The 24,753-nt window shown below is 59.7% G+C and carries 22 protein-coding genes; 14 read left to right on the top strand and 8 right to left on the bottom strand.

The window, feature by feature from the left end:
• Positions 1-219: 219 nt before the first annotated feature.
• A complete protein-coding gene (locus ACYVGC_RS16210) occupies positions 220-1,143 on the bottom strand; it encodes a bestrophin family protein (RefSeq protein WP_460584890.1) in 924 nt (307 codons plus the stop codon).
• A gap of 115 nt (positions 1,144-1,258) precedes the next feature.
• On the opposite strand from ACYVGC_RS16210, the gene ACYVGC_RS16205 reads away from it, so the two are divergent.
• Positions 1,259-1,897, top strand: a complete 639-nt coding sequence (locus tag ACYVGC_RS16205; RefSeq protein WP_460584889.1) for an SNARE-associated domain-containing protein — start codon at positions 1,259-1,261, stop codon at positions 1,895-1,897.
• 82 nt (positions 1,898-1,979) lie between these two features.
• Positions 1,980-2,726, top strand: coding sequence for a shikimate dehydrogenase family protein (locus tag ACYVGC_RS16200; RefSeq protein WP_460584888.1), 747 nt, complete (start codon positions 1,980-1,982; stop codon positions 2,724-2,726).
• A gap of 62 nt (positions 2,727-2,788) precedes the next feature.
• Here ACYVGC_RS16200 and wrbA read toward each other — a convergent pair whose 3' ends face one another.
• On the bottom strand, positions 2,789-3,400 hold the full coding sequence (wrbA, locus tag ACYVGC_RS16195) for an NAD(P)H:quinone oxidoreductase (protein ID WP_460584887.1): 612 nt from the start codon (positions 3,398-3,400) through the stop codon (positions 2,789-2,791).
• Positions 3,401-3,723: 323 nt separating this feature from the next.
• Between wrbA and ACYVGC_RS16190 the strand changes: the two genes are divergently transcribed.
• The 4 genes from ACYVGC_RS16190 to uvrB all read left to right on the top strand — a co-directional run bounded on the left by ACYVGC_RS16190 (position 3,724) and on the right by uvrB (position 8,881).
• The gene (locus ACYVGC_RS16190; protein WP_460584886.1) at positions 3,724-4,353 is read left to right on the top strand and encodes an RNA polymerase sigma factor; all 630 of its coding nucleotides are present in this window, start codon (positions 3,724-3,726) and stop codon (positions 4,351-4,353) included.
• 17 nt (positions 4,354-4,370) lie between these two features.
• A complete protein-coding gene (locus tag ACYVGC_RS16185) occupies positions 4,371-6,038 on the top strand; it encodes a porin family protein (RefSeq protein WP_460584885.1) in 1,668 nt (555 codons plus the stop codon).
• A 235-nt stretch (positions 6,039-6,273) separates the two neighbouring features.
• A complete protein-coding gene (locus ACYVGC_RS16180) occupies positions 6,274-6,726 on the top strand; it encodes a hypothetical protein (RefSeq protein WP_460584884.1) in 453 nt (150 codons plus the stop codon).
• Positions 6,727-6,835: 109 nt separating this feature from the next.
• Entirely contained in the window at positions 6,836-8,881 is a 2,046-nt protein-coding gene (uvrB, locus tag ACYVGC_RS16175) for an excinuclease ABC subunit UvrB (protein ID WP_460584883.1), read from the top strand.
• Positions 8,882-8,989: 108 nt separating this feature from the next.
• On the opposite strand, the gene ACYVGC_RS16170 is transcribed toward uvrB, so the two are convergent.
• Together ACYVGC_RS16170 and ACYVGC_RS16165 are read right to left on the bottom strand one after the other, a co-directional pair.
• Positions 8,990-9,499: a DUF421 domain-containing protein gene (locus tag ACYVGC_RS16170; RefSeq protein WP_460584882.1), complete on the bottom strand. Its 510-nt coding sequence runs from the start codon at positions 9,497-9,499 to the stop codon at positions 8,990-8,992.
• 82 nt (positions 9,500-9,581) lie between these two features.
• The gene (locus tag ACYVGC_RS16165; protein WP_460584881.1) at positions 9,582-10,067 is read right to left on the bottom strand and encodes a hypothetical protein; all 486 of its coding nucleotides are present in this window, start codon (positions 10,065-10,067) and stop codon (positions 9,582-9,584) included.
• 218 nt (positions 10,068-10,285) lie between these two features.
• Between ACYVGC_RS16165 and ACYVGC_RS16160 the strand changes: the two genes are divergently transcribed.
• Positions 10,286-12,598, top strand: a complete 2,313-nt coding sequence (locus ACYVGC_RS16160; protein ID WP_460584880.1) for a patatin-like phospholipase family protein — start codon at positions 10,286-10,288, stop codon at positions 12,596-12,598.
• A gap of 149 nt (positions 12,599-12,747) precedes the next feature.
• Here ACYVGC_RS16160 and ACYVGC_RS16155 read toward each other — a convergent pair whose 3' ends face one another.
• The 3 genes from ACYVGC_RS16155 to ACYVGC_RS16145 all read right to left on the bottom strand — a co-directional run bounded on the left by ACYVGC_RS16155 (position 12,748) and on the right by ACYVGC_RS16145 (position 15,421).
• Positions 12,748-13,734 (bottom strand): glycoside hydrolase family 43 protein, encoded by a 987-nt coding sequence (locus tag ACYVGC_RS16155; protein WP_460584879.1) that lies wholly within the window; start codon positions 13,732-13,734, stop codon positions 12,748-12,750.
• Positions 13,735-13,820: 86 nt separating this feature from the next.
• Positions 13,821-14,522, bottom strand: a complete 702-nt coding sequence (locus ACYVGC_RS16150; RefSeq protein WP_460584878.1) for an alpha/beta fold hydrolase — start codon at positions 14,520-14,522, stop codon at positions 13,821-13,823.
• Positions 14,523-14,554: 32 nt separating this feature from the next.
• A complete protein-coding gene (locus ACYVGC_RS16145; protein WP_460584877.1) occupies positions 14,555-15,421 on the bottom strand; it encodes a DUF6263 family protein in 867 nt (288 codons plus the stop codon).
• A 308-nt stretch (positions 15,422-15,729) separates the two neighbouring features.
• Here ACYVGC_RS16145 and ACYVGC_RS16140 point away from each other — a divergent pair, with 308 nt between their 5' ends.
• The 3 genes from ACYVGC_RS16140 to nth all read left to right on the top strand — a co-directional run bounded on the left by ACYVGC_RS16140 (position 15,730) and on the right by nth (position 17,449).
• Positions 15,730-16,365, top strand: coding sequence for an RNA polymerase sigma factor (locus ACYVGC_RS16140; protein ID WP_460584876.1), 636 nt, complete (start codon positions 15,730-15,732; stop codon positions 16,363-16,365).
• Positions 16,343-16,528 carry a hypothetical protein gene (locus ACYVGC_RS16135; RefSeq protein WP_460584875.1) on the top strand — a complete coding sequence of 62 codons (186 nt, stop codon included), beginning with the start codon at positions 16,343-16,345 and terminating at the stop codon, positions 16,526-16,528. The genes ACYVGC_RS16140 and ACYVGC_RS16135 overlap by 23 nt, the downstream gene beginning before the upstream one ends.
• Positions 16,529-16,756: 228 nt before the next feature.
• Positions 16,757-17,449: an endonuclease III domain-containing protein gene (nth, locus tag ACYVGC_RS16130; protein WP_460584874.1), complete on the top strand. Its 693-nt coding sequence runs from the start codon at positions 16,757-16,759 to the stop codon at positions 17,447-17,449.
• On the opposite strand, the gene ACYVGC_RS16125 is transcribed toward nth, so the two are convergent.
• Complete coding sequence (locus tag ACYVGC_RS16125) at positions 17,380-18,582, bottom strand: alpha/beta hydrolase-fold protein (RefSeq protein WP_460584873.1); 1,203 nt, start codon at positions 18,580-18,582, stop codon at positions 17,380-17,382. The two genes, nth and ACYVGC_RS16125, sit on opposite strands and share 70 nt — an antisense overlap.
• 176 nt (positions 18,583-18,758) lie before the next feature.
• Between ACYVGC_RS16125 and ACYVGC_RS16120 the strand changes: the two genes are divergently transcribed.
• From ACYVGC_RS16120 to ACYVGC_RS16105, 4 genes are all read left to right on the top strand, one after another.
• Complete coding sequence (locus tag ACYVGC_RS16120) at positions 18,759-19,502, top strand: hypothetical protein (protein ID WP_460584872.1); 744 nt, start codon at positions 18,759-18,761, stop codon at positions 19,500-19,502.
• Positions 19,503-19,553: 51 nt separating this feature from the next.
• Positions 19,554-22,331, top strand: a complete 2,778-nt coding sequence (locus tag ACYVGC_RS16115) for a TonB-dependent receptor (RefSeq protein WP_460584871.1) — start codon at positions 19,554-19,556, stop codon at positions 22,329-22,331.
• A 63-nt stretch (positions 22,332-22,394) separates the two neighbouring features.
• Complete coding sequence (locus ACYVGC_RS16110) at positions 22,395-23,513, top strand: DUF4249 domain-containing protein (protein ID WP_460584870.1); 1,119 nt, start codon at positions 22,395-22,397, stop codon at positions 23,511-23,513.
• Positions 23,514-23,572: 59 nt separating this feature from the next.
• Complete coding sequence (locus tag ACYVGC_RS16105; protein ID WP_460584869.1) at positions 23,573-24,748, top strand: DUF4249 domain-containing protein; 1,176 nt, start codon at positions 23,573-23,575, stop codon at positions 24,746-24,748.
• The last annotated feature ends 5 nt before the right edge of the window (positions 24,749-24,753 follow it).

The raw sequence follows: 24,753 nt of genomic DNA, 5'->3' as shown, positions 1-24,753 counted from the left end.
GAAAATGAGGGAGTTATGAGGTCTTGTAGGGATTACCTGCTTTCGCAAGTGTCGCCTTGTACGCAAGTATCTATTTTGCGGCTATTAATTTTTCAAAAAAACACCTAAAAATTAGATTAATATTTTTGCCCAGAATTGTGCAATTAAAAAGGGCGGTAGTGGCTTTACAACAACTGTGCCCATTGTTCAAAAAACCATTCATTCGATACAATCCTTGGTTTAGTGCACAACACTGTAGGGCACAGCGGCCAGGGCCTTTTTTTGCTCCGACAGCTCTACTCGCAGGATATCGTGCACACTCACCCGAATGCGATTTGATAACTGCGTGAGCGGCAAATCATTGGAGTCCATGCCGAACGGGTTCTCAATCTCCTCCCCAATCATTTCCAAGCCGAGTAGGGCATAGGCCCCAAACATGGTGATGGGTACCATGAAATACCCCGACGTAGAGAGCAAGACGAAAGGCATAACCCCAATAAAAGTCAGGATATAAGCCTTGATGAAGAAGGTGTAGGAGAAGGGGATGGGTGTGGCCTTGATGCGCTCACACGTGCCGTTCACCGACATCATGCTCAGAAAGTGCGTCTTGAAATTGAGCAGGTGAAAGTCCCGGATTATTTCAACTTGCCGCAGCTGCTCCAGGCTTTCCTGCAATACGGCTAATAACGTAACAGCCACGTTTTCAGCCGCTCGCAAACGCTCCAGGATGTCAGGCGTAGCTTCCATCTGCTCAAACTTCATTTGGTTGCGCAGGGAGCCTTTCAGGGCAAAAGGGAAATTGGAGATGAGCGCGGCGAAGTAGCGCCGGCTGGCCGCCGCATCGCGGGGTAGCACCGCATTAAGCTCAATGGCCAGGCCACGGCACTGCGACACCAGCTCGCCCCACACCCGCCGGCCTTCATAGTATCGGTCGTAGGCCGTGTTGGTGCGAAAAACCAGGAGCAAGCTCAGCAGAATACCCAAGAAGGAAAAATACTCCCGACTGATGCTCAGCATACTGTGGTGATAATTGATACCCCACATGGCAATAGCAATGCCATACACCCCCACCAGGCTAACGCGCACCAACAACTGGCGAATAACGGCGGAGGTGTGGAAATGCCGGAGCGCCTGCCACCAGTCTCCCCCCTTGTACACAATCATGCGCGCATTTTTTTTATAGTGCCTCTACTACCAGCCGGCTAGCTGGCGTTGGGGCGGCGCTTGGCAATGTTCGTACCAGCCTTGCGTTCTTTGCGGGCTCAATACCTCGCCTTTTATGGAACCACTCAAGCATTTCTTTGACCTATTGGTGCACTTTAATTTAGATAAGCTCGTGCAGGAATATGGCAACCTTCTCTACCTGCTTTTCTTCATCATCGTCTTCGTCGAAACCGGGGTGGTTATCTTCCCTTTCCTGCCCGGCGACTCGCTCCTGTTCATTGCCGGGGCGCTGGCGGCGCGGGGCGGCCTCAGCCTGAGCATCCTTATTCCGCTGCTGGTGGTGGCGGCTTTTTTGGGCGACAACCTCAACTATTTCATCGGGGATAAGATAGGGCCGCGGGCTTTCCGGGGTGATTTCAAGCTCTTGAAGCGCAGCTACTTAGAGCAAACGCAGGCTTTCTACGCCAAGCACGGCGGCAAAACGCTCATCTTGGCGCGCTTCGTACCGATTGTGCGCACGTTTGCGCCCTTTGTGGCGGGTGTGGGCACCATGAGCTACCGCACTTTTGCCACCTACTGCCTAGTGGGCGCCGTGCTGTGGGTGACTTCGATGAGCGTGCTGGGCTACTTGTTTGGCAACATTCCTATTGTGCAGCAGAAGTTTGAGCTGGTCGTTATTGCCATTGTGCTGTTATCGATAGCCCCGGCGGCCTGGCAGTTTGTACGCAAAAAGCTACAGGCCCGCGCCGCGTAGCTGAAGCCAATTCCTGTATCAAACATAACTACTTGCTTAGCAAATAGTTATGTTTATCCATTTCTTATTCACGTAGTCAAGCATGCGCACTTTTGGGCTACTGGGCCGCTCGCTGGCCCACTCATTTTCCCAGACTTATTTCAGTCAGAAATTTGACCGCCTGGGGCTCACGGACTGTCATTACGAGCTGTTTGAGCTGGCCGAAGCCGGCGACCTGGTACCCCTGTTGGCCCGCCACCCCGAGCTGGCGGGGCTGAACGTAACTATACCTTATAAGGAGCAAATCTGGCCCTACCTCACCCGCGTGGCCCCATCGGCCGCGCTGGTGGGGGCGGTTAATGTCATTGAGTTTGCGGCCGATGGCAGTCTGGTGGGGCATAACACTGATTACGTGGGCTTTCGCGAGTCGCTACGCCGGTTTTACCCGGAGCCGCTGCACGCCATGGGCCGGGCGCTGGTGCTGGGCACCGGTGGCGCGGCCAAAGCCGTGGGCGTGGCGCTGCGTGAGTTGGGCATTGCCCACTGGCTCGTATCGCGCGACCCCCTGAGTGCCCACCTCACCTACGACGAGCTCACGCCCGATGTGCTGGCTGCCCACTCGCTCATCATCAATACCACGCCGCTGGGTACCTACCCAGCCGTGGGCGAGTGCCCGCCCCTCCCCTACGCGGCCCTCACGCCGGCGCACTACCTGTTCGACCTCATTTATAACCCGCGCGAAACGCTGTTTTTGCAGCGGGGCCAGGCGGCGGGGGCGCACATTAACAACGGCTTTGAAATGCTGGAGCTGCAAGCCGAAGCCGCCTGGGCCATTTGGAACCAAGCCTAAAGAAGCAGGGGCGGCCGACCAGTTGGTAAGCCGCCCCTGCTTTTTTAGGCCTTATCTATCAATTACTTAGCTAGCTTGCTAGCTATTTCGGCCGTGTGGCGGCCCTGGAAACGGGCACCCTCCAGCTCGTTGGCGCTGGGCTGGCGCTCGCCCTGGCCGCCGGCCACGGTGCTGGCGCCGTAGGGTGTGCCGCCGGTTACTTCAGTGTGGCCCATCTGACCCTGCCAGGCGTAGGGCAGGCCCACGATAACGAAGCCATGGTGCAGCAACTCGGTGTGGAAATTACGGATGGTTTCTTCCTGGCCGCCGTGCTGGGTGGCGGTGCTCACAAACGCGCCGCCTACCTTGCCCACCAGCGCGCCCTTGGCCCAGAGGCCGCCGGTGCTGTCCATAAAGCTCTGCATCTGGCCGCAGAGGTTGCCGTAGCGCGTGGGCGTGCCAAAGATGATGGCGTCGTATTCTACCAACTCATCGGCGGTAACTACGGGCAAGTGGGCGAAAGCCTGCTGAGCACCGGTAGCCCCGGTTTTGTCGAGCACTTCTTTGGGCAGCGTTTCGGGAATACGCTTTACAACTACTTCGTTGCCAGCCACTTCGCGGGCACCTTCGGCAATAGCTTCGGCGAGCTTCCAAACGTGCCCATAGGTGGAGTAAAACAAGATGAGGGTCTTCATCGGGGAAAAGGAAAAATAGTGAATTGCCTGTGGCTAGTGAGAAACGGCAAACCAGGCCAAACCGTTGGCCTTTGCATGCGCATTGGCTATATCAATAGCCAATAAGGGCTTTGCCAGCTTAAACATAACTCATTATTTAACAAATTATTAGCTCCGGCAAGCGGGTTATTTATCCGCCCGTTGCAACGCTTGGCGCGGCTTGCGCTTCTTAAGGGTGCGGGGCAGGCACTTATGCCTGGTTTCGTGCAAAGACGTATCTTTCATTCGCAGTTAGCAGCGCATATGTTGAAAGCTTTCTACCCCGGCCCGGCCCGGCTTTGCTCATGAGTGCTGCTGCCTGGCCCGCGCTGGCCAACGACCCTGTGCCCCCAGCTACTGGCCCCCTCACCGCAAGTCGCCCCACCCCCAGCGCGGTGCTCAGCGAAGAAGACCTCATCGATGGCTGCCTGCAAGGCCGCCAGCTGGCGCAAAAGCAGCTGTACGAGCGCTACGCCGCCCGCATGATGGCCGTGTGCCTACGCTACGCCCAAACCACGTTTGAGGCCGAAGACGTGTTGCAGGAGGGCTTCGTGACGGTGTTTCGGACGCTGGCCGGCTTTCGGCGCGAGTGCCCGCTGGAGTTCTGGATTCGGCGCATCATGGTGAACGCCGCCCTGCGCCAGCACCGCCGCAACGCCCCCCTGGTGGCCGTGAGCGACGGCGACTACCCCGAAACGCTGGCCAGCGACGAGTTTACGTTCAGCAGCTATGCCTACAGCGAGCTGCTGGCCGTGGTACAAGAATTGGCCCCGCGCTACCGCCTGGTATTCAACCTATATGCCATTGAGGGCTACACGCACCGCGAAATCGGCGAGATGCTCGAAATTTCGGAGGGCACCAGCAAGTCGCAGTATTCGCGGGCCCGCGTAGTGTTGCAAAACAAGCTCGCCCGCCTCCAACCCCCTACTAAGTAAGTTATTGTTAGCCCGTTATGAACCCATCCACCCCGCCCAAGGGTAGCCTCGAAGACCTATTTCGCCACCACCTGCTGGAGAGTGAGGCGGCGGCCGTGCCCCCCCGCCCCCAAGTGTGGGAGCATATAGACAACCGCTTGCTGCTGGCCCAAAACGAGAAGTACCGCCATCGCCTGGCCGCCTACCGGTGGGCAGTGGCGGCCAGCTTGCTGTTGGCTTCGCTGGCGGGCGGTGGCTGGTGGCACAGCCAGCAGCAGGACTCTCCTACTACAGCCACGCTGGCCCGCGCCACCTCTGCGGCGGCCGACCGGCCGGGACTGGCTACGGCGCGCCGCGCCGCCACCGCCACTCCGCTGGCCACCACGGCCCCGCTCGGCTCGGCCAACCAAGCTACCGTAGCAGCCGTTTCCTCCACGCTCTCTCCCTCCTCCCCTATCGACCAAACTGCTACGCTTTCGGCCTCGCGCCCCATCCAGCCCACAACTGCGGCAGCCTACACCCAGGCTGTGAGTCATTTGCGGACAGCGCAAGCGCAGCCTACTACGGCCCGCACTGCTGGCGAACTAGTGGCAGCTAGCAGCCGCAACCGCACGTTTGCTACGCGTAATCAAATAGCCGCCCGGTTCATTACGGAAGAATCAGCTACGGGCCGGACGCCGGAAACGTCTACTGCGTTAGCCTTATCAACCAGTGACTTAGCCAATATCACGCCGGGGCAGCCTAGTGCGGGTAAAGGCGCAGCGATTACCCGCCAGGTACCAACTGATGAAGTGACGGCAGGCGCCCTACCGGCTTCCGCGCTAGCCAGCGCAACATCAGCTAGCGAAGGCAGCCTGGCCACGCGCTGGGCTAGCTTGGCAGCCGTGCCCCCGGCAGGCCTGCCCGTCAACTTGGCCCCCGTAGCCGTAGCGGCGGGCCCACCGCTGGAGCTCGCGCGCAACTGGCAATACGGGGCATCCTATGCAGCCAGCGCGTTTCAGCCTAACATTGATTTTTCTAAAGCAGCCGACTCGTATAACACCGCGTTTGGTCTGAACTCCCCCATTATTACGCGCTCGGCAGCGGCGGAATACCGCAACAACCTGCGCGCCGGCCTGGGCCAGCGCCTGAGTGTGTGGGCCACGCGTCGGCTGGGGGCCAGCCGCTGGGGCCTGCGCACCGGCCTGGAGCTCACGCAGAACACGGCCAGCTCGGCCAGCTCCGTGGCCTTTGTGGGTGAGCAGGTGGCCGACCTATCCTACTCACAAGCTGTGTTTGCGCCCAAGCCCGCCGCCCGCTTGCAAAGCACCACGTACCGCTACCGCTCGGTGAGCGTGCCGGTGGAGGCCCGCTACTCCAACCCCACCAAAAGCGGCTTTTCGTTTTATGGGCGCATGGGCGCTTTCGTTACGGCGCTGCTCAACGTGCGCAGCGAAGTAGAGGGCAACCCCGAAGCCGCCCGCACCTACACGCCCGCCTCGGTTAGCTCGCCCTACCGCCACCTGTCGGTGGGTTTGCGGGGCGGGGGCGGCGTGCAGTACCGGCCCGCCGGGCACCAATGGGCCCTCAACCTGGGGCCGGTGGCCGAGCTGGGCGTGCTCAGCCTCAATGCCAATCCCAGCCAGGATTTCCTGCAGCAGCAGCGCCCCTATAGCTTTGGCCTGGAAGCTGGCGTAGAGCTTGGCCGGGGCTTCAAGATTCAGTAAAGGCGCTAACCACCTTTGCCGCACTACCTCACCCTCTCTGTTAACAAGCTTATGCCCATACTCTTACGCTTATTACTGATTGCGTTGGCGGGTACGTTGATAATGGGCGCCCGCCTGGCCACGCGCCATTGTGTTAGCTTGCGGCCCACAAAGGCCACGGTGCCCCGGGCCCAGCTGCCCGCAGTTTACGGGTACAGCTACTCGGCCTTTCCGCTGAGCAAACGGGCTGCTTCTTATGAAAAACTTCTTTCTCCTGCTCCTGGGCGGCGGCTTATTAGCCTGTAGCACCACCAGCCCTGGCACTACCCCTGCTCAACGTAGCGCAGCTTCAGCTCCGCCAACCGAGTTGGTCTACAAGCAGCCCACTACCATCGCCCTTGCGCCGGGGCTCACGGTGCAGGCTACCCTCACGGAAGTGAGCGACTCGCGCTGCCCCGCCGATGTGCAGTGCATCACGGCGGGCTACGTGGCCGTGGGCATCAGTCTGCACGATGGCAAAGCGCAGCCCCTCTCCCTGCGCCTGTGCCTGGGCTGCAATGAACGCAACCAGCCCAACACCACCGACTCGGTGGCCGTGACGCTGCACCAAAAGCCGTACTGGGCGCGCCTACTGGCCGTGCGGCCTGCGCCCGCCAACCCCAGCAATACCCCGCCCCCAGTGGCTACCCTGCGCCTGCGGCCGCAGTAGCGCCCGGCGAAGACCCAAAAGGAACTGGCTTTTTTGGAAGTGCAGAAACCCCGGCGGCTGGTTTGGGGTTAGGAAGATTGGCCTTTTTCTGGTCACTTATCGCCCGCGCATGTCCACTTATCAGCTTACTTCTGACTTCCAACCCACCGGCGACCAGCCCCGCGCCATTGCCGAGCTGGTAAAAGGCGTGAACGGCGGCGAGCCGGCCCAAGTGCTGCTGGGTGCCACGGGCACGGGCAAAACCTTCACGATGGCCAACGTGATTGCCGAAACCGGCAAGCCCGCCCTCGTGATGTGCCATAACAAAACGCTGGCCGCCCAGCTCTACGGCGAGTTCAAGGCGTTTTTCCCGCACAATGCCGTCGAATACTACATCAGCTACTACGACTACTACCAGCCCGAGGCCTACATCGCTAGCTCCGACGTCTTTATTGAGAAGGACCTGGCCATCAACGAAGAGATTGAGAAGCTGCGGCTGCACTGCACCAGCACGCTACTGAGCGGCCGGCGCGATGTGGTAGTAATTGCCTCTGTGTCATGCATTTACGGCATTGGTAACCCCGAGGAATTTAGCAAGAATGTTATTTTTCTGGCACCCGGCCACCGCTACTCGCGCAACAACCTGCTCTACCAGTTTGTGCAGATTCTGTACTCGCGCACCGAGGTGGAGTTTAAGCGCGGCTCGTTTCGGGTGAAGGGCGACACCGTGGACGTGTTTCCGGCCTATGCCGACTACGCCTACCGCATTTTCTTCTTCGGCGACGAGATTGAGGCAATTCAGAAAATCGACCCCGTGAGCGGCCGCAAGCTGAGCGACGAGAAGAACATGACCCTCTACCCGGCCAACCTTTTTGTGACCGGCAAGGAAACGCTGAACACCGCCATCCACGAGATTCAGGATGATATGGTGCAGCAGCACAAGTACTTCGAGAAGGAGGGCCGCGACGTGGAGGCCCGCCGCATTCAGGAGCGCACCGAGTTTGACCTCGAAATGATACGCGAGCTGGGCTACTGCTCAGGCATCGAAAACTACTCGCGCTACTTCGACCGGCGCGAGCCGGGCTCGCGGCCGTTTTGCCTACTTGACTACTTCCCCGACGACTACCTGCTTGTAGTGGACGAGAGCCACGCCACCATGCCCCAGATTCGGGCCATGTGGGGCGGCGACCGTAGCCGCAAAACGGCCCTCATCGAATACGGCTTCCGGCTACCCTCAGCTTTTGACAACCGGCCGTTGACTTTCAACGAATTTGAGGGCATGTACCGGCAGGCTGTGTACGTATCGGCCACGCCGGCCGACTACGAGCTGACCCAGGCCAACGGCGTGGTGGTGGAGCAGATTATCCGCCCCACCGGCCTGCTCGACCCCGTGATTGACCTGCGCCCCAGCGTCAACCAGATTGACGACCTGCTCGACGAGGTGGACGAGCGCGTGAAGGCCGGCGACCGCGTGCTGGTGACCACCCTCACCAAGCGCATGGCCGAGGAGCTGAGCAAGTACATGGAGCGCCTGGGCATCAAGGTCGAGTACATTCACTCGGACGTGAAAACCCTGGACCGCGTGGAGATACTGCGCCGCCTGCGGCTGGGCGAAGTCGATGTGCTCATCGGGGTAAACCTGCTGCGCGAAGGTCTTGACCTACCAGAAGTTAGCCTGGTCGCCATTCTGGATGCCGACAAGGAAGGCTTCCTACGCGACCAGCGCTCCCTGATTCAAACAATGGGCCGGGCGGCGCGGAACGAGAACGGCAAGGTAATCCTCTACGCCGACCGCATGACCGGCTCGATGCAGCGCGCCATTGACGAAACCAACCGCCGCCGCGCCACCCAACAGGCTTACAACGAAGAGCATAACATTACCCCACGCACCGTGCGCAAGAGCCATGCGCAGATATTGGGTCAGACCGACCTGGCCGACTATCGCACGGTGGAAGCGCAAGCGCCCGCCGGCGCCTACGCCGAAGGCGGCGCGGCACTAGCCATGGCCGCCGAGCCCGTAGTGGCCATGATGAACCGCGCCGAGCTCGAAAAGCTCATCAAAACCACCGAGAAGAAAATGGAAGCCGCGGCCAAAGAGCTGGACTTTTTGCAGGCGGCCAAGCTGCGCGACGAGCTAGGGGCGCTCAAGCAAGCGCTGAAGGGCAAGCGGGATTAATACGCAAGATACTGGTTTTCAGTGTTTTACAAACAAGTAGCCCTGCCCAGATGGTGTTGAGCAGGGCTACTTGTTTGTAGGGCAGGCAGGTTGCTTAATCAGGCAACCCTAGCTGTCTTTCTCCTTCTTCACCACGGTTACGGTACCGTCGTGCTCCAGGCGTACCTCTTGCACCTTGGTGAGGTCGTCGAGGTTGGCGGCCCCGCGCAGGGCCGCGTGCAGGGCTTCTTCCGAAAAAGAAGCCCGCCTCAGCTCCTGGTGGTCAATTTTACCATCGGCAGCCAAAACAGACGACTCACCTTTCACTAAGCGGCCAAAAGCCGGGAAAAAATAGGTAGCATAGGCAAAAGCCCGGTGCAGCAGCACCAACGCCGCCGAGGCAGCGAGAATAACGCCAAACGGCGAATCGCCCGCAATGGCCCGGCTCAGCAGGGCGCCCAACATAAACTTTACCACGGTTTCCTGCCCGCTGTTGCTAGCAAAGGTGTGACGGCCCGATACGCGCAATAAGATGAGCGCAATAATAAATACAACCAGCGTGCGCCAGCAAATCTGGCTCGTCGTGATGGTATCGGCTTTGGCCGCCAAGCCCAGCAGCTCCACAAAAAACTCTTTCATACGATACTAATGGCTAACGGGAGCCCAGTAGTACGGGGCACAGTGGAGAGTGGCTATTGCCGACGAGCCACTTGCGAGGAGGCTATTCGGCGCGCTTGCGAGCCTGCTTGGCGGCTGCGGTGTTGGCCACGACCGGCTTGCCGGCCTTGGACGTGGCTTTTTTTTTCTCGTTGGTCGCCTTCTTCTCAGCGGGGGTCAGGGCGTCCCAGGCCTTGGCGGGCAGGTAGCGGGTGGTGCCGCCGGCGCGGCGGGCGGGCTTGGCGTCGCTGGTTTCCCATTGCTGGTCAGTCCATTTCGTCAGGCTTTTTTGCTTGGCATTGGGGTGGAGCTGGAGGTAGCCGCCGCCCGATTTTTGGTATGCCAGCGTGAGCAGCTGCGATTTACGGGCGCTCCAGGTGCCGGGCTCGCCGCCCTTGGCTGCGGCGCGAATCTCGGTGCGCAAGCGTTCGCGCAGGTGGGGGTCGGTGTAGGTATTCTCGTCGGTGCGACGGCGGGTGGCGGGGCGGGTTTTGGTGCGCTTGCGAACCGGGGTGCTACTGCTGTTGGCGTCGGGGGCAGGGGTTTTCATCAGGGGGCCAGAAAAGTAGTGGTTCAAAATAACAGCGGAAAACAGGGGAGGTTGCACGAAAAGGCAAGCTTTTTATTTGTTGTTTAACATTCATTATCAGATTGTTAAACAACATAACCCATTAGCCCACCTCTTGGCACAAGCTGCTGGCCCCGGCAGCGCGCGGCAAAAGCCCAGGCGTATACCACACGTAACTTGCAGTCCTATTTTTCTTCTTTATGTATAAAAAATTACTGTGCTTGGTACTGATGTGGGGGCTGCTGGTGCCGGTGCACGCGCAGCGCGTGGGCCTGGTACTAAGCGGCGGCGGGGCCAAAGGCCTGGCGCACGTGGGCGTGCTCAAGCAATTGGAAGCCAACGGCATCCCCATCGATTACATTGTGGGCAACAGCATGGGAGCCGTGGTGGGGGCCATGTACGCGGCCGGCTACTCACCGCGCGACATCGAGCAGATTGTGCTGTCGGAGGAGTTTCAGAACTGGGCCAATGGCAAGGCGCTACCCGACAAAACGTTCAACTTTCTCACGGCCGAGCCCTCGCCGTCGTCCTTGCGCCTGGGGCTGGCCATCGACTCCACGCTGAAGGCTAACATCTCGCCCAATCTTGTCAACGACCTCAACCTGAATTTTGCGCTCACCCGGCTGCTGGCACCCGCCGGGGCCGCCGCCAAGTACAACTTCGACAACCTGTTTGTGCCTTACCGCGCCCTGGCCACCGAGGTGTTTACCCGCCAGGAGGTGGTGCAGAAATCGGGCTCGCTCTCCGACGCCGTGCGCAACTCGATGGCCTACCCGCTGGCGTTCCGGCCCATTCGCAACCTCGACGGCCGCTATTTATTTGATGGCGCGGTGCTGAACAACTTTCCTACCAACGTGATGCGTAAGGACTTTAAGCCCGACATCATGATTGGGGTGAACGTGGGCGACGTGTCGCTTAAAAAGTACCCGTATAAGAAAGACGACGCGCTGCTCACCAGCACGCTGGTTTTTCTGGGTTCCAGCGTGGCCGATACCAATAGCGTAGGCAAAAACGGCATCTATATTCAGCCCAACCTGGGCAGCCTGGGCGCGGCCGATTTCGACAAGGTACGCATTCTTATTGCCCAGGGCGACACGGCCACGCAGCTCAAGCTGGCCGAAATAAAGCAGCGCATCGGGCGCCGCGTGGATACGGTGGAGCTGCAACGCCGCCGTTCGCTGTTTCAGCAGAGTGTGCCGGCCCCGCGCTTTGTGGAGGTGGAAGTGCACGGCCTGCGGCCCGACCAGAACGAGTATGCCCGCAGCTTTTTTCGGCGCAGCGGCTCTACGTATACCATCGATGACTTGGAGGAAGGCTACTACCGCCTGGCTTCCGACGACTACTTCCGCAACATCTACCCCCGCATTCGCTACGATGAAAAGCTGAAAGGCTACGTATTTAGTATTGATGCTCAGCGCAATAATAACGTAGCCGCCGACCTAGGTTTTACGCTCAGCACCCGGCCCATCGAAAGCCTCTACCTGGGCGTGGAGTTTCGCTACCTGCGCCGGCTACTATACTCGGCGGCGGCCAATGTGAGCGTGGGGCGCTTCTACAACGGAGCCCAGGCCACTTTCCGGGTGAATGCGCCGGGCAAGCTGCCGTTCTATATTTCGCCCATCGTCACCTACAACCAGTGGGATTTTCAGCAGACGGGCGTGTTGCTGGGCAGCGATGCCCTCAGCACCCAGGTGCAGCAAAAGGACACCAAAATCGGGGCCCAGATTGGGGTATCGCCCCGCTACCGCTCGCGCATGGTGCTCGACCTGGGGGCCTTTTATAACGTTGATAACTACTCCAACCTACAAGATATTTCGTCCTCTGCCACGCTCGACCGCACCTCTTTCAAAGGGGCTACGGCGGCCATTCGGTTTGCGCGCAACTCCCTTAACCGCAAGCAGTACGCTACCGGCGGGCGGCGCGCCATCATCACCCTGCGGGGCGTTACGGGCACCGAGGTGTACAACCCCGGCTCTACCTCCAATTTTCAGGACCTGGGCGAGCGTTCGCGGCACCATGAGTGGATTCAATTTAGGGGCACCTACGAGCGCTACTACCCGCTGCAAAAGGACCGCTCGGCCTGGGGCTATTTCGGCGAAATAACGATAAGTGGCCAGGGTGAGTTCTTCAATTACCGCTCCTCGCTGACCACCGCCCCCCTGTTTGCGCCGTTGCCCGACTCGCGCACCCGGTTTTTGGAGCGCTACCGCTCGCCGCGCTTTGCGGCCGTGGGCGTGCGCTACTCGCAGCTGGTGCTGGGCAAGCTAGAGTGGCGCTCTGAGCTGTTTACGCACCTCAACATTGCGCAGCTCAACGACAACAATCAGGTAGCCGACCGCGCCGCCGGCATCAGCCGGCCCTACCTCACGGCCTCCACGGGCTTCATTTTCACCACGCCGGTGGGGCCGCTGGCGCTGCACGCGCTCTACTACGACGACCCGAATCCCAACAACCGCTTTGGGCTGTACGCGCACCTGGGCTACATCCTGTTCCGAGGCCGCTCGCTGGACTAAGGCGGATAGGAAGAAGGGGATAAAAGGAACGTCATGCTGAGCTTGTCGAAGCATCTCTACCGCTTCATCCAACGATGAGGTAGAGATGCTTCGACAAGCTCAGCATGACGTTCCTTTTTTATATAATTATCTAACTAGCAAGCTCTTACTTACCTAATTATCGGCCCTGGCTGGGGCAAAATGGAGGGCGTGCCCACCTGCGGCCAGCCCGCTTCATCATAGGTAACTTTATCGAGCAGCATGACGCGGCGCGAGTAGCCTTGCTCGGCGTTCAGGGCATCGTAGGTGGGCTGCTGCCGGTCGATGGCGTGGTAGAGCAGCCAGTCCTGCCCCGCCGCGTCGGTGAGGAGGCAGTTGTGGCCGGGCGCTTGCCAGCGCGCATTTTCGGTGAGAATGGTACCCGCCGTACCAGTAGCGGCCGCCAGGGTTTGGTAGGGGCCGGTGGGCTGGCGGGCGCGGGCGGCCAGCACCGCGTAGCGGGCATCGGGGCCGCAGCAATTGTCGCCCGAGTAAAACAAGTAGTACCAGCCCGCCCGGTAGTGCACCCAGCTGCCTTCGATGAGGTGGCCATAGGCAGCCTTATCGCCCGTGAGCAGGGGCGCCACCACCACCTGTGCCACGCTGTCGGGCGCAAAGCTGAGCCCATCGGCGGCCAATTCGCGCACCCGCAGCGGCCCGAAACCCGAGCCCCAGAATAGCAGCTGCCGTCTAGTATCCGGCTCCGTAAAACGCATGGGGTCAATGTTTTCAAAGCCTGGCCCACCCGCCAGGAGCGGCGCGCCACTATCCACGAACGGGCCGGCGGGGTGCGTGGCTACGGCTACGCCCAGGCACAGCCCGGCGGCCGGGTCGTTGGGCTGCGCCGAGTAGTAGAGCAGGTAGCGGCCATTGGTGTGCCGGCTCACATCGGGGGCCCAGAAGCGCTGGCTGGTGGCCGCCCACTTGGGCTTGGTGGGCAGCGCCTCGCCCAGGTGCTCCCAGCTCACCAGGTCACGGGAGCGCGCCACCTGAAAGTTGAGCACTTGCCCCGCATACTTGGCCTGAGTGGCGTAGGCGTAGTAGTAACCATCGGAGGTCAGCAGCACGCTGGGGTCCGGGAAATCACAGTCCAGCACGGGGTTTTGGTAGGTAGCCATGTAGGGTAGGCTTTAGCTTGCCAGTCGTTATCTAAGTTATTGTACTTCAATAATTTGCGCCTTTCGGCGGCAAGCTAAAGCTTCCCCTACGCGCTAAAAATAAATTCCGGGGCTTCCAGCGGCAGCAAGTGGCCGGCCCCCGGCACAGCCACCAGGGCCGAGCCGGCGGGCAGCAGCGGCAGCGTTTGCTGGCGCTGGGCGGCCAGCGGAATGGCGCGGTCATTTTCGCCCACCAGTAGGCGGCAGGGCACGTTTACCTGGGGCATCAGGGCCGAGATGTCTTCGCGGGAGCCGCGCAGCAGCCAGGCATCCCAGGCGGCCTGGGTGGTGCGCAGGTTGTCCGCAATCACCTGCGCGCGCTGCTCCTCGGAGAGCGGGATGCTGGTGATTTTGGTGAAGGTGCTTTCGGCCTCGGCGCGCTGGCCGTAGGCGGCCAGGCTGGCGGCCCGGTCGGCGTCGCTGATGGGCTCGGGCGTGGGCGGCGAGGGTGCCAGCAGGATGAGTCCGCGCAGCCCGGCCGGCTGGCGCGCCGCCAGGGCCAGGGCTACCTTACCGCTCATACTATGACCAATTATTTGATAATCAGTTAGTTGACTCTCTTCAATATACTGCGCTACCCAGTCGGCGTAGCTGGCCACCGAGTAGTCGAAGCCCGCCGGGGCGGCCTGGCTGCCAAAACCGGGCAGGTCGGGGGCCAGCAGCTTGCTGCCGGGCGGCAGTAGCGGCAGCAGGGGCTCAAATTCGCGGCCGGAGCCGGCCCAGTAGTGCAGGGCGAGGTAAGTAGTCATAAGCAAGTAGCTATAGTCTAGGCTAATGTGTTTTATTTTTTGGTGCCCGTGACATGAATGTTGGTGGTAATTTTTGCGGCGGGCGCGCCGGGTTTACTGGTTAACATCTGCACGATTTTGCTATCAGTAAGCATGCCGGTGGCTACCTCCACATCCATGGTGCCGGTTTGGGTGCCCGACATATCCATGGCCCCCTGGCCATCGAGCTTGCTCGTAATGCCCAAGTGCGCGATGCCTGCGCTCACACTATTCAGCTTATAGGTGCTGGCCGCCCGTATGCTTAAGGGGCCCATTGCCAGCTTAATGGTTTTGGACCACGTATCGCCAGGTTTCACCGCGTGGTCTGGGTAAATGTTGAACGACTGCTCCAATGCACTCTGCAAGGTGCTGTCGTTCATTGTTTTGCTCATTTGCGCGCGCACGGCCGCCGCGTTGGGGTTGGCAGGGTCTACCATGCCATTTACTAGGGCGTCAACGCCTTTGATGCTGGTCACCTTGCCTTCGTCGGTGAGCGTGGCTTCGAACGACTTGCCCACCAGGCCCCCCATCAAGGCCAGGGGGCTGCTTTTGGTGGTCGGGTTGCTGCTGTCGTAGGCTAGCTTTTGGCCCATCGCATCCATTTTCATGGCTACCCGGTCGTAGGATACCGTCAGGTTTTTCGACGTGCCGGCTCCGGCCTGCACCGCGTAGCTGCTCACCATGGTTATCGACTGGCCGATTTTCTGGCCGGGCGCGTCTATTTGCTGCGTACTTTCTACGGCGTAGGTGAACTTGCTGCCCGGCGCAAAATTGAATTTTAGGGTCACCGCCCCGTCTTTGGCAGTTTCGGAGGGGCTGCCGCACCCACCCCCTATCAAACCAACGAGTAGTAACCCGGCAAAAGGAGCAATTATTCGCATAGTGTTGCAGCGGAAAATGGGCCGCCCTGCCTCTACAACGGCCTATCGATAGTTAGGTTGAGGCAGGGAACTGCACTGCCTGCCCATGTCGGCGGGGCGCTCCGGCCTTCGGTACCTGCGCCGGGGCGGGCGCTACTGAAAACACAAAATAAAGTTGCGCCTTCGCCAGTGCTTATTTGCACAACTCGCGGCCCACCTGTTACATTTGGCTTGATTATAGCGGCTTCACTTTCCGCTCACCCAGTAAATTTTTAACGGCTGCCCTATCGACCAGAAGCTCTACGTTCCCCAATAACCCGTAGCCCTTTATGGAACCCTTGCAGCCGAGCGATTCTGCGCTCATCGACCTTTACCTGGCCGGCCGTGAAGCGGCATTTGCCCAGCTGCTCCAGCGCCACCAGGCGCGCGTCTACACCACCATTCACTTGGTAGTGCGCGACGAAGACATGGCCGACGACCTCACCCAGGACACCTTCATCAAGGCCATCCACACCCTCAAAAGCGGGCGTTACCAGGACGAGGGCAAGTTCGGCTCGTGGCTGTGCCGCATTGCGCACAACTTGGCCATCGACGCGTTTCGCCGGGCCAAGCGCGCGCCCCAAACCAGCCTCGATGACAATATGGGGCTCGCCAACTCGTTACAGTTGTCCGAAGAGTCAGCTGACGACGTACTAGGCCGCGAGGAAAGCCACGCGCACCTGCGCCAGCTGATTCAGGAACTGCCCACTGCCCAAAAAGAAGTACTCCTAATGCGTCACTACGGCGACATGAGCTTTCAGGAAATAGCCGACGCAACCGGCGTCAGCATCAATACTGCGCTCGGTCGTATGCGTTACGCGCTTATCAACCTGCGGAAAAAAATGGCCGCGCATTCGCTCCTATATGATTCAAACCTTACCCCACCCGACGTTGCTTCGCTACGTGTACAACGAATTGCCGGCTGACGAGCAGCACGACTTCGAAGAAGCCCTACTGCACGACCCTGCCCTAGCCAGCGCCTGCGCCGACCTGCTGCTGGCCCAGCGCACCCTCGACCGCCTCGCCCGCGCCCCGCGCCCAGCTACCACGGCGGCCATTTTGCAGTACTCGCGCACGTTTATGCGCTAGGGGCTGAGCTTTTTGTAGTTAGGAATAATTAAAAAAGGAACGTCATGCTGAACGCAGTGAAGCATCTCGCTTGTGCCATCAGGTTATTAACCCAACGGCGCGAGCGAGATGCTTCACTGCGTTCAGCATGACGTTCTATTCTAGTTTCTGACGTTCTTTTCTGCTTTTCCTTTTGCTCGCTTTTGGCGGTAGCTTTGGCTTAAAGCCCAGTTTTGCTACCTTTTTGCCATGACGCGCCCCGAACGGTTTCGCCGCTTTATCGACTACTTCACCACCAACTTTCCGGAGCCCAAAACGGAGTTAGCCTACCGTAACCCCTACGAGCTGATTGTGGCCGTGGTGCTAAGTGCCCAGTGCACCGACAAGCGCGTGAACCTGGTGATGCCCGCCCTGCTAGCGCAGTTTCCGACAGCCGCCGAGCTGGGCGCGGCTTCGGCCGAGGATATTTTTCCATTCATCCGCAGCGTGTCGTACCCCAATAACAAGGCCAAGCATCTGGCCGGCCTCGGGCACTTGCTCATGGCGGAGTTTGGCGGCGAAGTGCCCAGCACCATTGAGGAATTGCAGCGCCTGCCCGGCGTGGGCCGCAAAACGGCCAATGTGGTGGTGTCGGTGATTTACAACCAGCCCGCGATGGCCGTGGATACGCACGTTTTTCGGGTGTCGCACCGGCTGGGGCTGGTACCCAAAACCGCCACCACGCCGCTGGCCGTAGAAAAAGGCCTGGTAAAGTACATTCCGCAGGCCGTGATTCCGAAGTCCCACCACTGGCTGATTTTGCACGGGCGCTACATCTGTGTGGCCCGCTCACCTAAGTGCAGCGTGTGCCCGCTCACCGATTTTTGCGCCTACTACGCCAAGGAAGTGCTGGGGGCCGCCGCGGTCGGCAAGCCCGCCGCCTCGGCAAAAAGCCAGCGGTAGGCCTCCCCAAACTCGCGCCGCCAAAACCATTCGGCGTGCACGCCATCTACTAACACCTTGTAATTTAAGTTGTTGTCAGGTACACCGGCCGCTTGCAGCGCGTCGCGCACGGTGGCCATAAGCGGCGCCATGGTGGGGCTTTCCTGAGCGCCGCACACGAAGTACCAGCGTGTATCGGACCGGGGCGCTTGCTGCGCCACGTAGCTCAGCAGGGCCGGCGTGGCAAACCAGTAGGCCGGCGACAGCACGCCCACCCGTCCGAACACGGCCGGGTAGCGCAGGGCCGCGTAGGTGGCCAGCAGCCCGCCCATGCTGGAGCCGGCCACGCCCGTACTGTCGCGCGCGGGCTGGGTGCGGTAGTGGTGGTCGATGTATGGCTTAAGCGTATCGACCAAAAAATCAACGTATTGCGCGCCTTCGCCACCGCGCTTGACGCGCTTGTTGCGCCAGGGCGAGTACTCGTCGAGGCGGTGCCGGCCGCCGTTGTCCACGGCCACCACCACGCAGCCGCGCGGGTCGAGGCCACTGGCGGCGAGGGCATCCAGGGTTTCATCCACGCCCCACTCGCCGGCGAAGGAGGTGTACTGGTCGAAGACGTTCTGGCCGTCTTGCAGGTACAGCACCGGGTAGCGCTGGGTGCCCCCCTCGTAGCCGGGCGGCAGGTACACCCACACCCGGCGCGTGCGCCGCAGCTGCGGCATGGCAAAGGCGGGAGCTAAGATGTGCACATTGGGCGAAGCCGAATGCTGGCGCGGCGGAATACTACCGCCCTGGTCCTCCCAATTAACTACTTGCTGCTCAATTACTTGTTGCTGCTGACCAAAGATATAGCGCCGGTTGGGAATGGCGCGGTTGTCGGCATCAGTTTCGATGGTGACCCAGCTGCCGCGGCAAAACTTATAGTCGAGCGTGCCCCGGCCGGGCGGCAGGGTGAGGTAATAATTGCCGGCGGCGGGGTCGAAAGAAAAGGCGTAGGCCGGGTCGTCGGTGGTCCAGCCGTTGCACGAGCCAGCCAGGTAAATGGTGGCCCCGGCCGGCGTGTTGGCCGGCAGCGCCGTGAGCCGGAAGGTGACCGCGGCGCGCGGCGCGCGGCGACGCAGGCGGGTGAATAATCGGGAAAATATTTTTTTCATTCGTAATATTTTCCTTTCACTAAATTGAAGTAGTATGGAAACCAGCTTCATGTAACTACCTCACGTAGGCAGCAACGCAATACTTAGTTGTCGGCCGCGGCGTTATCATTGCAACTTGCTACCAGACATGGCTATGCAAACTGGTTGGGTAAGGGCTTTTTAACGACGTGAGGTTGATGACAAAATTACGCTATCGGGTGGGCTATGGGTTGGTACTGGCGCTGGCCAGCGCAGGCTACGCCGCCGCGCAAACCCCGGCCGACTCCAGCGCCCTGACGGCCGCCGTGGCGGCGGCGGGCCAAGTGTACACCCGCACCGTGCGGCCCGAATCACTGCTCTTCAACGGGCCCGAATACGTGGACTACGTGAAGCCTAGCACAATCAGCCACCCCTTCTTTCTGGATGCTGCGCCGCAGCTGGGCACGGTAGTCTACCGTGGGGCCGCCTTTGGGGCGGTGCCGTTGCGCTATGACCTGGCGCTGGGCCAGGTGGTGGCAAGCTACCCGGGCCTGGCGGCGGCCTTTACGCTGGTGCCGGGCGAGGTCAGTTCCTTCACGCTGGGCGGGCACCGGTTTGTGCGGCTGGCAGCCGACTCGGCTGGCCAGGCGCTGCCCACCGGCTACTACGACCTGCTGCTGGGCGGCCCGGTAAGCCTGCTGGCCAGCCACTCCAAAAAAATAAATCAAGCCTACGTGCAGCAGGTGCTGCGCCTGGAATACCGGCAGACCGACAAGCTCTACGTACGCACGGCCCGCACTACGGCCGAGGTCAGCAGCCTCAAAGCCCTGCTAGCGGTGCTGCCCGCCCATCAGGACGAGGTGCAGCGCTACGCCCGCCAGCACAAGTTGGGTTTCGGCGCGGCGCAGCAAGAGGCCTCGGCGCTGGAGGCGCTGCGCTACTACTACACGCTGCCGCAGTAGCTGGCGCGACTGCCGCCGCGGGCGGCTCCTTTCCTTTTCCATGTGCATTCTATGACCCGTTTCTACTTCGTTGTTTTTTTAGTGGCCGGGCTGCTGACTAGTAGCGCGCAACCTATTCAGGCCCAGCAAGCTAACCCCACCATCAGCGGTGATTTTCGGGGGCTACGCTTCGAAGAATTTGCGCGGCGCGTGGAGGCCCAGACGCCCTACCGCTTCTATTTCAAGGCAGCTACCCTCGACACCGTAACGGTGCACGTGCAGGCCGATAACGTGCGGCTGCTGGCCTTGCTCTCGCAGGTGTTTGCGCACACTACGCTGCAATTCGCTATCGATGAGGCTACTAACCGGGTATTTGTGACGCCCGAGCGGCCATTGCAAACGCAGGTGCCCAAAGGTATTTTTCAGACCCTACCACCCGGTACCGCGCCCGCGCCCGACCTGGCCAATGCACCCGCGCGGCCCAGCGGGCCGCCGGCCACGGGCACGTCGGAGTTTCGGGTGTATGAGATTGGGCCGCGCCAGGCCACGCCGACCGGGGGCCGCGCCACGCTCACGGGCACGGTGCGCACGGGCGGCGTGGGTAGCGCGCCCGTGCTGGGGGCCGCCGTATTTATCGACTCGCCCAATATTGGCACGGCCACCGATAAGCTGGGCAACTACTCGCTCATGATTCCGGTGGGCCGGCACAACCTCAATATTCGGGGCCTGGGCATTCGGAGCACGCGTCGCCAAATTTGGGTGCACGGCGACGGCCGCCTCGACTTGGAAGTGCTGACCGATGCGACCTCGCTGACGGAAGTAGTGGTGCAGGGCCAGAAGGACCGCAACGTGCGCGGCATGCAAATGGGCGTGCAGAAGCTGGATATCAAGCAGATAAAGCAAATTCCGACCGTGTTTGGCGAGTCGGACCTGCTGCGGGTGGTAACGGCCCTGCCGGGCGTGAAAACCATTGGCGAGGGCAGCACGGGCTTTAGCGTGCGCGGCGGCGGCACCGACCAAAACCTAGTGCTGTTCAACGGGGCTACCATTTATAACCCGGCCCACTTATTCGGCTTTTTCTCGGCCTTCAACCCCGACATGGTGCAGTCGGTGGAACTGTATAAAAGCGCCATTCCGGCGCGCTACGGGGGGCGGCTAGCCTCGGTGCTCGACATTGTGGGCCGCGAGGGTAGCCGCAAAAAATTCGGGGCCTCGGGCGGTATTGGGTTGCTAACCAGCCGTTTGGCGCTGGAAGGACCGCTGGCCAATGGCAAAGGCTCCTTTTTGGTGAGCGGGCGCACATCGTATTCCGACTGGTTATTGAAGAAGGTGCCGAGCCCCACGCTCAAGAACAGCGCGGCCTCCTTTTATGACCTGAGCGCCTACCTCACCTACGATTTCAACCCCCACAACTCGTTGTCGGCCACCGGCTACCTCAGCCACGACCGCTTCCGGCTGGCCAGCGACACCGTGTACGAGTACCGCAACGTGGCCGCCAGCCTGAAGTGGAAGCACGACTTCAATGACAAGTTCTACGGCACGCTACTAGGCACCACCAGCCACTACGATTTCAACCTGGCCACCACGCGCAACGAGTTTTCCGCCAGCACCTTTGCCTATAGCCTCAACCAGTCGTCGGTGCAGGCCGACCTCTCCTACCAGGTGCACCCCAAGCACACCTTGGACTTTGGGGCTAGCTCGCTGCTCTACAACACGGCCCCCGGCGACCAACTGCCTTCGGGCGAAAAGTCGTTGCTGCTGCCCACTAACATCCAGCACGAGCGGGCCCTGGAAAGCGCCGTGTATGCCTCGGAGCGCTTCGACGTGAGCCCCCGGTTTTCGGTACAGGCAGGCCTGCGCTACTCGTTTTACCAAGCGCTGGGGCCGCGCGCGGTGTCGGAATACATCCCAGGTATTTCGCGCAGCGAGAGCACCATTACGGGTACCACCACCTATGGCAAAAACCAGGTATTTGCTCACTACAACGGGCCCGAGTGGCGGCTATCGGGCAAGTTTGAGCTTACCGATAACTCTTCGGTAAAGGCCAGCTACAACCGGATGCGGCAGTACATCCACCAGCTTTCCAACACCACGGTAGTATCGCCCACCGACACTTGGAAGCTGAGCGACGGTTACATCCGGCCGCAGGTGGGTGACCAGGTTTCGCTGGGCTACTACCACAATTTCAAGCACAATACCATCGAGTTTTCGGTGGAGACTTACTACAAGAAAATCCACGATTTTCTGGACTACAAGAGTGGGGCCGTGCTGCTGCTAAACCCCCGCCTCGAAACCGACCTCGTGAATGCCGAGGGCAAGGCCTACGGCGTGGAAGTGCTGCTGCGCAAAAACACCGGCAAAATCAACGGCTGGCTCAGCTATACCTACGCTCGCTCGCTGGTGCAGGTAAACACCGCCACCGACGTGGTAAACGGTGGCGCCTGGTACGCCAGCAACTACGACAAGCCCCACGACGTGACGCTGGTGGGCAACTACCGCTTCAGCCAGCGCTTCAGCGCCTCGCTCAACATGAACTACAGCACCGGCCGCCCCATCACGCTGCCGCTGGCTAAGTACTACATCGACAATGCGTTGCGCGTGTACTACTCGGACCGCAACGCCTACCGCGTGCCCGACTACTACCGCATGGATTTTGCCCTCAACATCGAGGGCAGCCACAAAATCAAGAAGCTGGCCCACAGCTCCTGGACAATTAGCATCTACAACGTAACGGGCCGTCGCAACCCGTACTCAGTTTATTTTCAAACGGTTAATGGCCAGCTGAAGGGCTATAAGCTATCGATTTTTGGCGAGCCTATTCCGACGGTCACGTACAATTTTCGCTTTTAAGACATGAAAGCCAAGCTATTTATAACAAGCATTTTGTGCTCACTACTCACTTTAGGGGGATGCGTGGAGCCCTACGTGCCGGCCGTGCTGAATGCGCCCACTAGCTTTTTAGTAGTGGATGGCTTCATTAATGGCAATGGGGCAACGCGCATTAAGCTCTCGCGCACAACCAACGTTACGGCCACCACCACGCCACCCGCCGAAAAAGGAGCTAGGCTCTTTATCATCGACAACATGGGTGGGCGCTACGCGCTCAGTGAGAAAACGCCGGGCTTCTACCGCTCCGATAGCCTGCTGCTACCTATCGGCCGCCAGTACCAGTTGCGCATCACCACGGCTACCAACGCTACCTACGAGTCGGCCCTGGTCCCGCTGCTGACTACTCCCATTATAGATAAGCTTACCTGGCAACTAAATGGCGACAAGGTGGCCGTCCTTCTTAATACACATGATGCCAGCGCACAAGCACGCTTTTACCGTTGGAGCTTCGTCGAAACCTGGGAGTTCAACGCTGGCTTCCGCTCTGAAGTAGAGTATTTTCCTACTACATCAGGGCCAGGGCGGATAGACAAGCGCGTTACGCCTATCTATACGTGCTGGCGCACCGAACGGCCCACTAACATCAAGCAGACCAGCACGGCGCAGCTCAGCCAGAACGCGCTCACCGACTTCAACCTCTTCGACATCGCTACCCGGGCCGAGCGGCTCAAAATTCGCTACAGCGTACTGGTGAGCCAAGTAGCTGAAACGGCCGAAGAATTTGCCTACTACGAGCAGCTGCGCAAAAACACAGAGGCCGTGGGCACTGTCAATGACCCGCTGCCCACCCAACTCACTGGCAACGTGCGCCGCACGGATAATGCGGCCGAGCCCGTACTAGGCTTTGTAAGTGCCCACACCCTGCAACAGCAACGCCTTTTCATCGACCACACCCAGCTGCCCTATCTGGCCGACTACCAGTATGATACACCTTATAAAAGCTGTATCGCGAGTAATGTTTACTTCTGTGTTAGTCAGGGCTCTTGTGACGCAGAGTCGGTAATCAAACTGTTTGCCACTGCAACTAATATACCGCTCGATGGAATAAATGACCCTAATTACGGACTTGGCTACAGTGCGGCTTCTGCCGACTGTGCCGACTGCCGCACGCGAGGCACCACTACGAAGCCTAAATTTTGGTAACGGGCAGCTACTTTATACTAAACCACTGTCTATTACCCACTTTACTTACACGTTGCATTATGCGGCAAAAAGCATTTCTTTTATTTTCCGGGCTGGCCCTCATCAGTTTGGGTGGGTGCGTAGAGCCCTATATGCCCGCCGTGCTTGATGCACCCACCAGCCTGCTTGTAGTCGATGGCTTTATCAATGGCAACGGGCGTACCCGCATCAAGCTTTCTCGCACGGCTGACTTAGCGGCTACTGCTACGCCGATCATAGAAAAAAGCGCTAAGCTCTTTCTAGTTGATAATCTGGGGGTACGTTATACTCTAAGTGAGAAAACCGCTGGCGCCTACCAGTCCGATAGCCTGCTGCTACCCGCTGGCCGCCAGTACCAACTACGCATTACTACTAGCGGCGGCGTTACCTATGAGTCGGCACTAGTACCCCTTAAGGTCACGCCCGCCATTGATAAGCTTGTCTGGCAGCTCGCCGGCGACCGAGTTGACATCCAAGTAAATGCTCGCGATGATGCCCAGCAGTCACGTTTTTACCGCTGGCAATTTGTTGAAACGTGGGAGTTCAATGCTGGTTTTCGCTCGAATCTTGAATACTTCCCTGGCCGAGTACCTTTCCGTCGCCTCATTGGTAAGCGCGTTACACCTATTTACACCTGCTGGCGCACGGAGCGGCCCACTACTATAAAACAAACTAACACGACCCAACTCAGTCAAGATGCCCTTACCAGCTTCACGGTATTAAGCATCTTAACAAAGGCCGAGCGAATCAAAATTCGGTACAGTGTGCTAGTGAGCCAAGTAGCCGAAACTGCCGAGGAGTTTGCCTATTACGAACAACTGCGCAAGAATACTGAGGCAGTGGGAACTGTTAACGACCCACTGCCCTCGCAACTCACCGGCAATGTACACCGCGTGGATAACGCCAGCGAGCCCGTGCTCGGCTTTGTGGGAGCCCACACCGTGCAGCAGCAACGCCTATTTATTGAGGCTGCCCAGCTACCCTTACGCAGTGACTCACAGTACGATTCACCTTACGCCGAATGCATATTAGCCCCCGTCTATTTCTGCACACCGCTTGGATGCGACGAACCTGGCGTAATCGGCCTATTTGCTAATCCTCGAAATATTCCAATCGACAGCGTAAATGACGGCGGTGGCCGGGGCTTCTTGGCTTCCTCCACCGACTGTGCTGATTGCCGCACGCGGGGCACTACGACTAAGCCTAGTTTCTGGTAATAGAC

Source organism: Hymenobacter arcticus (assembly GCF_054779975.1).
Note: the sequence above shows the minus strand (reverse complement) of the source record. Positions and strands in the feature narration are given on the sequence as shown.

Coding starts and splice junctions, on each gene's coding strand:
- ACYVGC_RS16210 (WP_460584890.1), bottom strand. CDS start 1,143: ATGATTGTGTACAAGGGGGGAGACTGGTGGCAGGCGCTCCGGCATTTC.
- ACYVGC_RS16205 (WP_460584889.1), top strand. CDS start 1,259: ATGGAACCACTCAAGCATTTCTTTGACCTATTGGTGCACTTTAATTTA.
- ACYVGC_RS16200 (WP_460584888.1), top strand. CDS start 1,980: ATGCGCACTTTTGGGCTACTGGGCCGCTCGCTGGCCCACTCATTTTCC.
- wrbA (WP_460584887.1), bottom strand. CDS start 3,400: ATGAAGACCCTCATCTTGTTTTACTCCACCTATGGGCACGTTTGGAAG.
- ACYVGC_RS16190 (WP_460584886.1), top strand. CDS start 3,724: ATGAGTGCTGCTGCCTGGCCCGCGCTGGCCAACGACCCTGTGCCCCCA.
- ACYVGC_RS16185 (WP_460584885.1), top strand. CDS start 4,371: ATGAACCCATCCACCCCGCCCAAGGGTAGCCTCGAAGACCTATTTCGC.
- ACYVGC_RS16180 (WP_460584884.1), top strand. CDS start 6,274: ATGAAAAACTTCTTTCTCCTGCTCCTGGGCGGCGGCTTATTAGCCTGT.
- uvrB (WP_460584883.1), top strand. CDS start 6,836: ATGTCCACTTATCAGCTTACTTCTGACTTCCAACCCACCGGCGACCAG.
- ACYVGC_RS16170 (WP_460584882.1), bottom strand. CDS start 9,499: ATGAAAGAGTTTTTTGTGGAGCTGCTGGGCTTGGCGGCCAAAGCCGAT.
- ACYVGC_RS16165 (WP_460584881.1), bottom strand. CDS start 10,067: ATGAAAACCCCTGCCCCCGACGCCAACAGCAGTAGCACCCCGGTTCGC.
- ACYVGC_RS16160 (WP_460584880.1), top strand. CDS start 10,286: ATGTATAAAAAATTACTGTGCTTGGTACTGATGTGGGGGCTGCTGGTG.
- ACYVGC_RS16155 (WP_460584879.1), bottom strand. CDS start 13,734: ATGGCTACCTACCAAAACCCCGTGCTGGACTGTGATTTCCCGGACCCC.
- ACYVGC_RS16150 (WP_460584878.1), bottom strand. CDS start 14,522: ATGACTACTTACCTCGCCCTGCACTACTGGGCCGGCTCCGGCCGCGAA.
- ACYVGC_RS16145 (WP_460584877.1), bottom strand. CDS start 15,421: ATGCGAATAATTGCTCCTTTTGCCGGGTTACTACTCGTTGGTTTGATA.
- ACYVGC_RS16140 (WP_460584876.1), top strand. CDS start 15,730: ATGGAACCCTTGCAGCCGAGCGATTCTGCGCTCATCGACCTTTACCTG.
- nth (WP_460584874.1), top strand. CDS start 16,757: ATGACGCGCCCCGAACGGTTTCGCCGCTTTATCGACTACTTCACCACC.
- ACYVGC_RS16125 (WP_460584873.1), bottom strand. CDS start 18,582: ATGAAAAAAATATTTTCCCGATTATTCACCCGCCTGCGTCGCCGCGCG.
- ACYVGC_RS16120 (WP_460584872.1), top strand. CDS start 18,759: ATGACAAAATTACGCTATCGGGTGGGCTATGGGTTGGTACTGGCGCTG.
- ACYVGC_RS16115 (WP_460584871.1), top strand. CDS start 19,554: ATGACCCGTTTCTACTTCGTTGTTTTTTTAGTGGCCGGGCTGCTGACT.
- ACYVGC_RS16105 (WP_460584869.1), top strand. CDS start 23,573: ATGCGGCAAAAAGCATTTCTTTTATTTTCCGGGCTGGCCCTCATCAGT.